At 49.1% G+C, this 12343-nt stretch carries 11 protein-coding genes; 4 read left to right on the forward strand and 7 right to left on the reverse strand.

What is annotated here, in order from left to right:
• Positions 1 to 413: 413 nt before the first annotated feature.
• Positions 414 to 581: a DUF4223 family protein gene (locus A9B99_RS18995; RefSeq protein WP_064600315.1), complete on the forward strand. Its 168-nt coding sequence runs from the start codon at positions 414 to 416 to the stop codon at positions 579 to 581.
• A gap of 108 nt (positions 582 to 689) precedes the next feature.
• On the opposite strand, the gene ggt is transcribed toward A9B99_RS18995, so the two are convergent.
• From ggt to A9B99_RS19020, 5 genes are all read right to left on the reverse strand, one after another.
• Positions 690 to 2453, reverse strand: a complete 1764-nt coding sequence (ggt, locus tag A9B99_RS19000) for a gamma-glutamyltransferase (protein WP_064600317.1) — start codon at positions 2451 to 2453, stop codon at positions 690 to 692.
• Positions 2454 to 2674: 221 nt separating this feature from the next.
• Complete coding sequence (locus tag A9B99_RS19005) at positions 2675 to 3475, reverse strand: ABC transporter permease (RefSeq protein WP_064600720.1); 801 nt, start codon at positions 3473 to 3475, stop codon at positions 2675 to 2677.
• Between the two features lie 59 nt (positions 3476 to 3534).
• A complete protein-coding gene (locus A9B99_RS19010) occupies positions 3535 to 4368 on the reverse strand; it encodes an ABC transporter permease (protein WP_064600319.1) in 834 nt (277 codons plus the stop codon).
• A gap of 66 nt (positions 4369 to 4434) precedes the next feature.
• Positions 4435 to 5559 (reverse strand): ABC transporter substrate-binding protein, encoded by a 1125-nt coding sequence (locus A9B99_RS19015; RefSeq protein ID WP_369937221.1) that lies wholly within the window; start codon positions 5557 to 5559, stop codon positions 4435 to 4437.
• A gap of 61 nt (positions 5560 to 5620) precedes the next feature.
• Positions 5621 to 6643: an ABC transporter ATP-binding protein gene (locus A9B99_RS19020; RefSeq protein WP_064600323.1), complete on the reverse strand. Its 1023-nt coding sequence runs from the start codon at positions 6641 to 6643 to the stop codon at positions 5621 to 5623.
• A gap of 156 nt (positions 6644 to 6799) precedes the next feature.
• On the opposite strand from A9B99_RS19020, the gene A9B99_RS19025 reads away from it, so the two are divergent.
• Genes A9B99_RS19025 through A9B99_RS19035 form a run of 3 tightly spaced genes read left to right on the forward strand, consistent with a single transcriptional unit; the run spans position 6800 to position 9368 of the window.
• On the forward strand, positions 6800 to 7564 hold the full coding sequence (locus tag A9B99_RS19025) for an MBL fold metallo-hydrolase (RefSeq protein WP_064600325.1): 765 nt from the start codon (positions 6800 to 6802) through the stop codon (positions 7562 to 7564).
• Complete coding sequence (locus A9B99_RS19030) at positions 7561 to 8610, forward strand: LacI family DNA-binding transcriptional regulator (RefSeq protein ID WP_064600327.1); 1050 nt, start codon at positions 7561 to 7563, stop codon at positions 8608 to 8610. Before A9B99_RS19025 ends, A9B99_RS19030 begins: the two co-directional genes overlap by 4 nt.
• Positions 8607 to 9368 carry an inositol monophosphatase family protein gene (locus A9B99_RS19035; protein ID WP_064600329.1) on the forward strand — a complete coding sequence of 254 codons (762 nt, stop codon included), beginning with the start codon at positions 8607 to 8609 and terminating at the stop codon, positions 9366 to 9368. Before A9B99_RS19030 ends, A9B99_RS19035 begins: the two co-directional genes overlap by 4 nt.
• Here A9B99_RS19035 and mrdA read toward each other — a convergent pair.
• Positions 9365 to 11287 (reverse strand): penicillin-binding protein 2, encoded by a 1923-nt coding sequence (gene mrdA / locus A9B99_RS19040; RefSeq protein ID WP_064600331.1) that lies wholly within the window; start codon positions 11285 to 11287, stop codon positions 9365 to 9367. The two genes, A9B99_RS19035 and mrdA, sit on opposite strands and share 4 nt — an antisense overlap.
• Before the next feature lie 367 nt (positions 11288 to 11654).
• A complete protein-coding gene (locus A9B99_RS19045) occupies positions 11655 to 12332 on the reverse strand; it encodes a hypothetical protein (RefSeq protein WP_064600333.1) in 678 nt (225 codons plus the stop codon).
• Between the last annotated feature and the right edge of the window lie 11 nt (positions 12333 to 12343).

A 12343-nucleotide genomic window follows, 5' to 3' on the forward strand; every position in this document is an offset into this window, starting at 1 on the left:
TTTTTTCCTGAATGGCACTGGCAGTAACACCTTTTAAACTAACAATAAACCGGTCGAACAGCGCTTTCGTTCGCCGCGCGATCACTGACAAAATCCGCTTTACCATGGCGGTTACACTATAAGTAATTTCGGCAAGGGTATGCAAAGCAAGAACCCGGAGGAACTTTCCCGGGCAACAGCACAAAGAACACCACGGCCAGGCTGACCATAACTATTTACATTTACAATAAGTCGTTAGTCATTCTCATAAGAATTATAAATAACTTAAAGAAAACTTCCGAAATACTCATTACCGACACCAAATACCCCATTAACTAATTGACAAAAAAATCACGTATATCTATTTTTGTCGCCGTTGAGAAAAGTAATTTCAACAATGGATGAATATTTATCAACTAATATGGATTTATAAAATGAAAAAAACTGCAAAAGTATTTGCTTTACTGGCCGTTATTTCTACCTTAACTGCATGCAGCGGCACTATTCAGAACAAAGAGAAAGACTGCAGCTATGATTACCTGCTGCACCCGGCGGTTTCCATCTCTAAAATTATTGGTGGTTGTGGCGACACAGCAAAATAACCCACTTTGTCTGAAAATAATTATTCCGGCCAACATAATCATATGGCCGGAATAATTATAACTGTACAGCAAAAACTCTTGCTGTAGCTGGTTAATCAACAAGAACCGTTAATAGCCTCTTGCTGAACCCGCCGGGCGGCGTACATCATTTGCCCCATATAAATATCCTTCACGTACTTTCCCTGATACCGCACTATCGTTCCCTGAACTGGCAGTACTGACACCCGCAGCGCCTGGCAGCCCAACCATAATCAACTCCGCCGCACCCCAGGGAGTTTGTTCCACCATTTTATACCCCATCCCTGCCAGGATTTTTAGTGTATCTGCCGAGACGCCACGTTGCTCATAATAAACCTCATCTGGCAACCACTGGTGATGGATACGTGGTGCATTCACCGCCTCCTGCGGCGCCATACCAAAATCAATAATGTTCAGAGCTGTTTCCAGAGTGATAGTAATAATGCGTGAACCACCAGGTGACCCAAGCACCAGAAAAATTTTCCCGTCTTTAGTGACCAGAGTTGGGCTCATTGAAGAGAGAGGCCGTTTGCCCGGTGCAATACTGTTTGCCGCCCCCTGAACCAGCCCATACATGTTTTTAGCTCCCACCTTAGTAGTGAAATCATCCATTTCATCATTCATAAAAAAGCCAGTACCCGGTGCCATCACCACCGCCCCAAAACGTCCATTAATGGTATAGGTGGTGGAGACGGCATTGCCTGCGCTATCCACAATGGAATAATGGGTAGTTTCCGGTTTTTCATGAGGTGCAACCCCAGGCTTTAAGGATGATGAAGGCGTGGCTTTATCTGCAGGAATGGTTGCCCGGATTTTTGCTGCGTAATCCTTACTGAGCAGTCTGTCCAGAGGGTTTTTAACAAACGCCGGGTCGCCAAGATAGGTATTCCTGTCAAGGTAGGCATGGCGCATTGCTTCTGTCAGAGTATGGATAGCCGCAGCGGAGTTGAACCCCATAGATTTCAAATCATACCCTTCCAGTATATTCAGCGTTTCACACAGCGTGACGCCCCCTGAGCTGGGCGGCGGTGCCGAAACGAAGCGGTAACCCCGGTATGTGCAGGTAACAGGCGCGGTTTCTGTCACCCGATAATTGGCAAAATCTGCGGCTGAGATAACCCCACCGCCTTTTTTCGCCGCGGCAGCCACTGCTTGTGGAATACGGCCTTTATAAAAAGCATCGGTCCCCTGTTTCGCTATTGCTTCCAAAGTCTTTGCCAGGTCACGCTGCACCAGCCTGTCCCCTGGTTGTAATGGAGAGCCATCCGGGCGCAGGAAAATACTGGCGATGTACGGGTCCTTTTTGAACCTCTCCACCGTTGTGTCGAGGACGTCCGTATCCGCCCGGGTGAGAATGTACCCTTCCCGGGCCAGCTTAATGGCCGGAGCCATAACCTGCTCACGCGTCAACTTACCGTACTTCTGGCGCGCCGTTTCCATGCCCAGCACAGTGCCGGGTACACCAGATGCCAGCCAGCCATAAAGGCTCGCCCCTTTGACCAGGTTACCATTTGCATCCTGGTACATCCTGACGCTGGCTCCAGCCGGTGCCATCTCGCGAAAATTAATGAAGGTATCTTTGCCGTCAGCGAGGTGGATTGTCATAAATCCACCGCCGCCAATATTTCCACAACAAGGGTTTACTACAGCTTCGGCGTAACCTACCGCAACCGCCGCATCAATGGCATTTCCCCCTTGCTTTAAAATTGCCAACCCGACTTTGGTCGCCAGGTCCTGAGATGTTACGACCATCCCATGTCGTGCTTCTGTTGCTGGCGCCGAAGCCGCATAAATCTGGCTACTGACCAATAACGCTGCGATGGAAAGCGCCCCTTGCCATTTTCTTATTAGCATTGTTACTCCTTGCCTGTTATGTAAAAAAAGCCTGCAACTTTGCAGGAAGGGTAATCCATTCGTGCAAGAGGCAGGCCAATTTAACTATAGGCAAATCCAGGCTGAGTGCTTATTTAATTATTTATAAAACAGCCAGATATATTCTCAACAGCAAACATTTTAACCATATATTTTTTATGCCTTTATAAACAGATAAAAACTATGCACACCGTCGGTGCAAGCTATTTCCCCAGACGGGATAGCATTTCCGGGCGCATAAATTTATGAATGACCAGCATAAACAGCACCGAAGGCAGTAACAGAATTAACGCGGTTATCGACGATATCTGGTAATTACCAGACATGCTGGCGGTATAAAGCATAATCGGCAATGTCGAAATATCCGGCGCACCAACAAAAAAAGTGCCAGTAAATTCATCCATTGATTCCAGAAAAACAAAGATACTCGCGGCGATTATCCCGGGTGCTGCCTGAGGCAAAATAATGGTGAAGAAAGTGTATACCGGCCCGGCTCCCAGGTTACGGGCAGCTCTGGCCTGCAATGGGTCTGTGGCTGAAAACGCAGCAACACTTATCCAGACGGAATACATTAACCCATGCACACTGTGTACCAGAACCACCCCCAGTACCGTACCATTAAGCCCCCACAGGTAAAACAGGCGGGCAACGTTCATATACACAGTCAGGTTTGGGAATGCCTGTGGGACAAGAAACAGCAACATGAACACCAGGCGTAACGGCATAGTACGTTGAGCCAGGGCATAACCCGCAGGCACAGAGACAACCAGGCAAACCAACACGCTCAGTAGCGCAATTCCGAGGCTGGTAAATAATGAACCAGAAACATCACTATAAGGGCTGAATACCTGAAACCAGTATTTTAAACCCCACTGGCTGGGCAGTGCATGAGGGAAAAACCAGCTTTCCGCCACACTCCAGATAAGTAAATTAACAACCGGTCCAAGCAGAACTAACACCAGAAAAATAACCAGCAGTGTTTGCCAAAACCGCCCACTATACATCTGCAAAATACGCCGAGGTAATTTGACTGATACCGGAACAGGTAACATTGCCGATGCCATTACTGGCCCCCTTTTTCTTTCAGGCTGTAGCGTAAATAAAACCAGGACAACACAGCACAGATTCCCCAGGAAACAATACCCAATGCACTGGCAACCGGGTAATCACCATAAGAGTTCACACGAAAAGCCATATCAACTGTCAACATGCCGGGGGAACCGGTGCCAATCATTAAAGGGACAGAAAGCACAGACAACATCATCACCGTGGACAACACCAATGCCACACCCAGGGTGGGCAGAACTTGCGGCAGAATAATAGTAAATAAAATGCGTATTCTGGACGCGCCCAAATTCCGTGCTGCCTGAATTTGCGCCGGATCTACCGCCGCCATCGCCCCGGCAACTAATAACGTGACAAAAGCAAATTGCTTCCAGACAAAGGTAATAATAATGCCTTTCCACCCTAAAAATGACACAGTTTCCAGTGGGTTAGCCAGGCCGGTCGCCACCAGCGCATTGTTCATTAATCCATTTTTTGCCAGGAACGTTCGCATCATTTGCGCCGTGACAATAAAGGGAATAAACAGCGGTAACCGGTACAATAAGCCCAGTAACCGGACTACTTTTTGCCAGGGAGATAACACAACTACTGCGGAAACTGTTACTGAAATCACTGCCAGTAACACCAGAGAAATCAGCACGATAACTACAGAAAAAACAATATCATGCGAATAGAGCGAAAAGACTTTACGCATTGGCTCAAGGCTGAATTCTGCCTGCTTACCGGTGAATGCGGTAACCAGAGAAGCCCCCATCGGCCAGATAAACAGCAGGCTTATCATTAGTGCGGCAGGTGCGACTAACAGATATAACTGAATGTTTTTATTTCTCATCCCAGGCTGTCCGACTACAGAATTAATGACAAAAATACGCCCGGGTGAGCAACCCGGGCTGAATAATTAATTTGCGACCTGGCTTTCATAACCTTCTTTGATGTCATCAAAATAAGGTGCTATAGGAAAACTTTTGCCGTATTCAGCCAGCGCCTGAGGTGTAATTTCAGCAAACAGCTTTTCCCAGGTAGCGGTATCCAGCTCTGGTTTTACATATTTCGCGTCAATCCCCGGATACCAGTTAAATTGCTTCACAATCCCCTGAGCCTGAACAGACGGGCTGGTTGCCAGGCTGATAAAATCTCGCGCCAGCTCAGGGTGTGCAGCTTTAGCAGGCAGGACATAATACATTGGTTGCCCGGGCATCCCTGGCGCTAACAGCGAAAGTTTAATTGACGGAGGCAATTTGCCCTGGTCTTTCCAGCTATAAAACATATCCACCCACACTGGGCCCATAGCTATCTCACCACGGCTCAGCATGTCGAGAGTACCTGCATTACCCGGTGTAAATGTCACATTCTGATTAAAGGCTTTAAGTTTCTGGAATGCTGGCACCCAGCTTTGCTCAATGGCTTTATCATAGGGACCAGCAGACAGACGCATGGCATCTGTACCGCCCCAGGCATAGATCCACCCCACCACAAAACTGACACCCGACATCCCGTTTTTGATACCGTTATACCCAAAGGCTTTCGGGTGTTTTTCTACCCACTGCACTAACTCGCTATAACTTTTTGGTGGTTTTTTTACCAGGTCACTATTCCAGGCGATGGCCGTCTGGCTCAAAAACATCGGCATGACATAGCCATCGACATTCACACCCAATGCATTTTTCGCATTCTGCGCACTGACCATTTTGCCTTCAGGAATAGAATCCCGGTAACGTGCCAGCAAGCCTTTTTCCACCAACTCACCACCTGCTTTCTGGTGCACCACGGCAACATCCATATCCCACTGTTTTACGCCACTCGCCTGCTGTGCCGATAGCTTCTCCATAATTTTATTCGAACCGGCATCTCCCGGCCCTGTTCCTATAACGTTCACTTTAACGCCAGGATGTGTTGCTTCGAATTTCGGTGCTAAAAACGTTTTCACGTAATCCACCATGTTCTGGTCACCGGCTGTTGCCACATTAAGCACTGTATCCCCCCAGGCTAAGGGTGTAAGCAGCCCGCAGGAAAGTGACGCCATTACTGCCAATTTTTTTATGGAAAACATAATTATCCCCAAAATATTAATGAACAATAAGCCGTTACATTGCACGAGCAAAAATGTGCAAGGATGGCGCTGGAATATGGAGTGTTACCGGGGTTTGCTGCGCCCAACAGTTGGGAGCATCAGCAAACAGCATTTGATTATTGACCCGCACACCATGGCGGTAGTTGTGGCCGAGAAAAGCCGACTGTTCGACAACCCCGTGCAGGCACAGCCCGGGACAGGTGTGGTCAGTATGTTCACTGGTAATGGTGACATCCGTGCTGCGAAAATAAATTTCGCTTTCCCAGCTTTCCGGCTGTGGCCTGACACAGTCAGGCAATTGATCTGATAACCAGACCAGCCGGTTATCTGCTCCCATAAAGTCGGCAACGAATGCCGTTGCCGGGTGTTGATACACGTTTTCAGGGGTATCGAGTTGCTCAATGGTCCCCTGGTTCATGACCGCGATCCGGTCTGCCATCACCAGCGCCTCTTCCTGGTCGTGGGTAACAATTAACGAGGTAAAACCCAGTTTTTCCTGCAATGTTTTTATTTCATGGCGTACGCTCAGGCGCACTTTTGCGTCCAGATTTGAAAGTGGTTCATCCAGCACTAATACATCAGGTTCAATAGCCAGAGCACGGGCCAGAGCCACTCGTTGCCGCTGACCACCAGATAATGCCGCCACATTTTTATCCGCCATCCCTTCCAGATTGACCATGGCGAGTAAATCCATTATTCGGCGCTGGCTTTCAGACTTGCCGACTTTACGCACCTTCAACCCAAAACCAATATTTTGCGCCACGGTTAAATGAGGCCATAACGCATAACTTTGAAAAACCATGGTGATATTACGTTGTTCAGCAGGCAGCAGTGTAATATTGCGCCCACCAACAGAAATCTCACCAGACAATGCAGGAATAAACCCACATAAGGTATTTAGCAAAGTGGTTTTCCCGCAGCCAGAAGGCCCCAACAATGCAAGCATTTCGCCTTTATTCACCGACAAATCAATGTCACGCAGAATAATCTGTCTCCCGTATCCGGAAGTTAACTGGCTGATTTGTAAATAGCTCATTGCCTTTTAACCTGAGTTCGGTTGTTTTTTTCCTGAATGAACACGTGTTCACTTGTCTGTAAAAAAAATGCAACCTTGGATCGACATGATGTGAACCTACTTTGTCGTGTATTTGTGACACTTTAATTAAGTCGGGAAGAAATTTAGCGAGGCAGAATGAGAATTGATGTTCTGGGTTGTGGCAGCGCATTTTCTTTACACCACACCACATCGGCTATTCGTATTATTGATAACCAGCAGGCACAATGGCTAATTGATTGTGGCCCTACCGTTCCGCGTGCGTTATGGAATCGGAAAGTGGATATCAATGCGATTGATGTGATTTTTTTCACGCATATTCACCCTGATCACTGCGCGGGCCTTGCGGTATTACTTAACCACTGGAAAAGTTTCGGGCGCGTGAAACCACTACAAATTTATTGCCAGTCTGAACAACAGACTGTGCTGGTTAACCAAATCGCGCTGGCAAACTGGCCACACACAGAGCTGACCTTTCCCATTGAAATCCTGAACAGCCAGCCGGAATGGAAGTGGCGTGGCTGGCAGATTCGCACAGCCTTCGCGCAGCATGAAATTCCAAGCCAGGCCATTCGCATTGAGGCCGATAACCATGTGCTGTTTTACAGTGGTGATGGCAGGCCAACAGACGCCACCCAGTCTCTGATGGCTGGCAGTACGCTGGCTTTTCAGGAATGCGCATCCTGGCAACCTCTGACTACAGATGCTTCCCATGGCGATTACCCTGCCTGCCTGGCATTATGTGAGAAGCTGGCGTTAAACCTGATGGTGTTGTACCACACCCAGGATGCTGACCGGACCGCCATTACCCGGGCCTGCGCACTTCACCCGAATTTACGGCTCAGCAACGACGGTACCCTGTTCGACCTGGAGAAACCAAACTGGCTACAGGCGGCCTTGTGAAAGCACCCAACCCCAATAAACCTACAGTAACGGCGCAGGATGTTGCCCGCCTGGCGGGAGTTTCCCGTGCTGTGGTTTCCAGAGCACTCAGCAACAATGGCAGTGTTTCCCCGCAATCCCGCGCCAGAGTGGAAGCCGCGGCACGCCAGTTAGGTTATCAGGTTAACTTTCTGGCTCAGGGACTTAACCGGCAGCGTAGCCAGTTAATCGGCGTGGTGGTGGCCCGGTTAACTGACCCGTTTCGCAGTACTCTGGTCAATGCCTTGTTATCAGCAATTCAGGCCAGGGGATACCAGGCGCTGGTCACTGAAATTACTGATGAACAAGAAACCGGCCTGTCACTGCGCCGTTTCACGCAATTTCGGGTATCGGGCGTGGTCGTGACCTCAGGGCAACCCCCGGAATCGATTGTGCGGGAGTGTATTGAGCACCATATCCCTGTAGTGGGTATTAACCGGGCACAGAGTGGCCCGTCCATGGATGTTGTCTGTTCAGATAACCAGGCTGGCGCTATGCTGGCAGCATCACAACTCTGTGCGGCAGGATGCCAGTCGTTTATCTGGCTTAACTACCAGGGTTCAACCTGGGCAGGCCGGGTGCGTGGCGAGGCGTTTCGTCATGCACTTACCGTGCAGGGTATCGCGCCAGAATACCTGAGAGAATTGCAGGCACCACAGGACGGGTATGAAGGCGGCTTTTTGGCGGCACAACACAGTAACTTACTACGCCCGCAGGCCACTACCGGTATATTTTGTGCCAATGCGCTGCTGGCTTGTGGTTTTCTGGATAGCATGCGCCAGCAAGGGAAAAACGCTCCGACCGATTTTCATTTAATTGGCTTTGATAACACCCCCCAGACCGCATGGGAGAGTTACCAGCTCACCACGATTCATCAGCAAGTGGATGAACTGGCAGCAAAAGCGCTGGATTGTCTGCGTGAACGTGCAAGGCATCCGGAACGTGCTGCTCAGGTCATCCCGGTGGCGGTGGAGCTTGTCCATCGCCGTACTTCACCTTGCGTAACAGAGCAGACAGACACGTTATGACAACTGATCAAAAACAGGCGTTATTTACCCTGATTAAACACGCCGGGCAGCATGCTCAGGCATTGCGTAACCAGGGTTTGAAAATTGACAGTAAAGGCCAGCAAGATTTTGTTTCTGAGGCCGATATTTGGGTGGAACAACAGTTACGGCACTGGTTAGCACAACACTTTCCCACCGACGGTTTTTTAGGTGAAGAAAGCGGGTTGCAAACGGGTAACGGGCGCACCTGGGTAATCGACCCAATAGATGGCACCACAAACTATATTTCAGGAATGGATTACTGGTGCATTTCCGTGGCTTGTGTTGAAGGCGAACAGGTTGTACTCGGTATTATTTATGCACCTGACCGCAACGAGTTTTTTGTAGCTGAAGCCGGAAAAGGTGCCACATTAAATGGGCATCCTCTGCACCTGAGAGAACCCAACCCGGAACAGGTGGTTATTGGCCTTGGCCGTTCCAGCCGGACCTCTTTGGATGGCTACCTGAAAACATTACAACACCTGGCCGACCAGGGAGTGGAATACCGCCGGTTTGGTGCTGGTGCGCTGATGCTCGCCCATGTCGCCGCCGGGCAGGTGCACGGGTACTTTGAGGCGCATCTCAATAGCTGGGACGCACTGGCCGGTTTGCTACTGATTCTGGAAGCTGGCGGTCAGGCTAACCCTTTTCTGGCTCACAATGGCCTGATACAAGGTAATGTGATGTGGGCGGCGACACCGCGAGTATGGCAGCGGTTATCGCCTTTGTTGCTTGACTAGCCTCCCGGTGATACCGGGCGGGTAACAGCGCCAGAAGAATCGCCGGGTGGAGTGGGTGGAGGTACATCCGTCTTCCCGGCAAACAGGTAGTCCATGATATTACGCATAATAGGCGCAGCGGTTACACCTTCATCGCCTCCATTTTCCAGAATAAGTGTCACAGCAACCTGTGGGTCGTTATAAGGCGCAAACGCGGTATAAAACACATGATCGCGCAGGCGTAGTGGGATAGCTTTTGCGTTATAAACCTGGTTCTCTTTCAGGCTGAACACCTGCGACGTTCCACTCTTGGCCGCAATGCCGTAAGGTGCCGTATGAAAGTACTTATATCCGGTACCATTAGGGGCATTAGCCATCCCAAACATGGCCCGGCGAACCACGCCCCAGAATGGTGATGCAGGGTCGCCAACTTGTTGCTGCTCTTTGGGCGCCCGGTAGAAAGACACGGCTTTCCCCAACGCCATTTTCGCCATCAAATGAGGAATAATCACATGCCCGTTGTTTAACAGCGTTACCAGCGCTTTTTCCATCTGGATTGGCGTGGCAACCCAGTAACCCTGGCCGATACCAACGGAGATAGTATCCCCGCGATACCACTGTTTTTTGTGAACTTTGAGCTTCCACTCCCGGCTGGGCAGCAACCCCTGGTACTCTTCATGCAAGTCTATCCCCGTGTATTTACCATAGCCGAACTGGCTGAGCATTTTATGGATCATGTCGATCCCCATCATGTTCGCCACCTGGTAAAAAAACGTATCCGACGACTCTTCTATAGCCTGTGTAACCGTAATATTGCCGTGCCCCGATTTTTTCCAGTCGCGGTAACGACGGCTGGTGCCCGGTAATACCCAACTTGATCCACTGAACAGATGGGTTTCAGGCGTGATGACATGGTTAATCAGTGCCGACATCGCCATGTAAGGTTTGACTGTCGATGCCGGAGGGTAAAGCCCTTGTGTAACCCGGTTTATCAACGGCAAGTCCTGATTATGGAGTAAAGCAGCGTAACCTTTGGCACTAATCCCTTCGACAAAAGGGTTCGGATCATAAGAAGGTGTTGAGACCATCGCTAACACTGAACCATCGTGAGGGTTCTCCACCAGCACGGCGGCTCGCTGACCAACCAACTGTTTTTCGATAAATTGTTGCAAAGGAAGATCGAGTGTCAGCCAGATATTTTTACCCGCCACAGGCGGTATCTGTTTGAGAACCCGGACAATACGCCCGTGATTATCCACTTCAACTTCCTGATAACCCGTTTTGCCATGCAGCTGCGATTCGTAATAGCTCTCAATACCCTGTTTGCCAATATCGTGGTCAGCAGCGTAATTCTCAGCTTCCCCTTCTTCACTCAGGCGTTTGAGGTCATTGTCATTAATTTTGGAAACATAGCCGATAACATGCGCCAGCGACGCGCCCCAGGGGTACTGGCGTTCCTGGTAAGTATCAATCCCCACACCTGGAAAACGGTATTGTTCAACCGAAAACCGCGCCACAGCCTGATCCGACAACTCGTCTTTCAGGATAACGGGCTTGTAACGGCTACTATTGTGCAGCGTATGCCAGAAGTTATCGATATCGTCCGGTGTCAGCCCCACCACAGGTGTTAATTCAGCAATCGTGGTTTTGAGATCTTTAATTTTGTAAGGCGTAAGCTGAATATCATATCGGGTAACGTTTTTGACCAGCGGCGTGTTATTGCGGTCATAAATTATCCCGCGAGTAGGCGCGATTGGCAGCAGTTTTATATCGTTCTGGCTGGATCGTTCACTATAGTAGCTGTTATCCAAAATCTGCAGGCGGTATAAGTTAACAATCAGAATACAAAAACAGACGATCACCAGCGCGAACGCAATGGAAACCCTGTAGACAAAGAGTTTTCTCTCTGCGTCAAAATCACGAATGGGTGTTTTTTGCATATCAATTTACAGTACAGAAATGCTCTTATACTCAAGATAATTCGAGTTGCAGCCAGGCGGCAACGCAGCGGATCCCGGAGCCTACACGGTTAAGTGACCGGGATAAGCGAGGACAGCCAACTCACTTATAATTTGAGATGAAGCGTCCAGGCGGGTTTAAGCCAGCACTCAGCAAACAGGTCAGTTGCTTTTGTGAGGAAACTAGCACACAGTAAGTGATACGCCTACCCTGAAGCTGTACTTTCCATACCTGATTTTGTTTCTATTTTTTTAAGTGTGTCGTGCGATTATGCTCACCCCCGAATAGCATGAAGAATAATAATGCAATAAATACATTAAGATAATGGCACTCTGTACCAGAAATCCTTCAGTGTGGCTTGCCTGCAGGTTTTGAACAATCGAAACACTTTCCCATCATTTTCGCTTCTGGAATTGTTTGCCCTAATTGCCATAACTGAGGTGTATCTACGCCATTGAGCACCAGTATACTCCCGCAATCCGTTATCTTTTCAGCCACAACAGCCAACGCTGGCGACATGACGTACTGTTGGTAAAATGCGGAGGCCAGCACAGTGACGGCAAACATCCCGCTACACACAACAGAAAATGGAATAATACCAGCACCGGCATCGCTCAGCCCCAGATGCACATCCGCCATTAACGCATTCAATAGCGGGTTATCCTGGGCATCAGCCAGATTCGGGAAAGACTCATTGACCATTAACGTCACAAATGGTGTTAGTGAGAGTTGACGCAGCAATTCTGGTGAAGATACCAGGTAAGCAGCCTGTTCAAAATCCATATGCAACAGATAACACAGCCCTCGGTGGTTAAACACATGGGCAGCCCGGCTAATAAAATTCAGTTGATTCTCAAACCAGTTTATATTGGCATGCTCTTTTGAAAACGCTGCCGGTAAATATCGCCCAGGAGGTTCTCCTGACATTATCCCCCATAATTTCCCGGTTTCACCAATGATGGCCGCTGAGCCACCTGGCACAGAAACCTGTTCCAACCGGGCAAGTGCTACATTGTATTGTTCCATAACTGACATCC

The organism is Mangrovibacter phragmitis, assembly GCF_001655675.1.
Classification (GTDB): domain Bacteria; phylum Pseudomonadota; class Gammaproteobacteria; order Enterobacterales; family Enterobacteriaceae; genus Mangrovibacter; species Mangrovibacter phragmitis.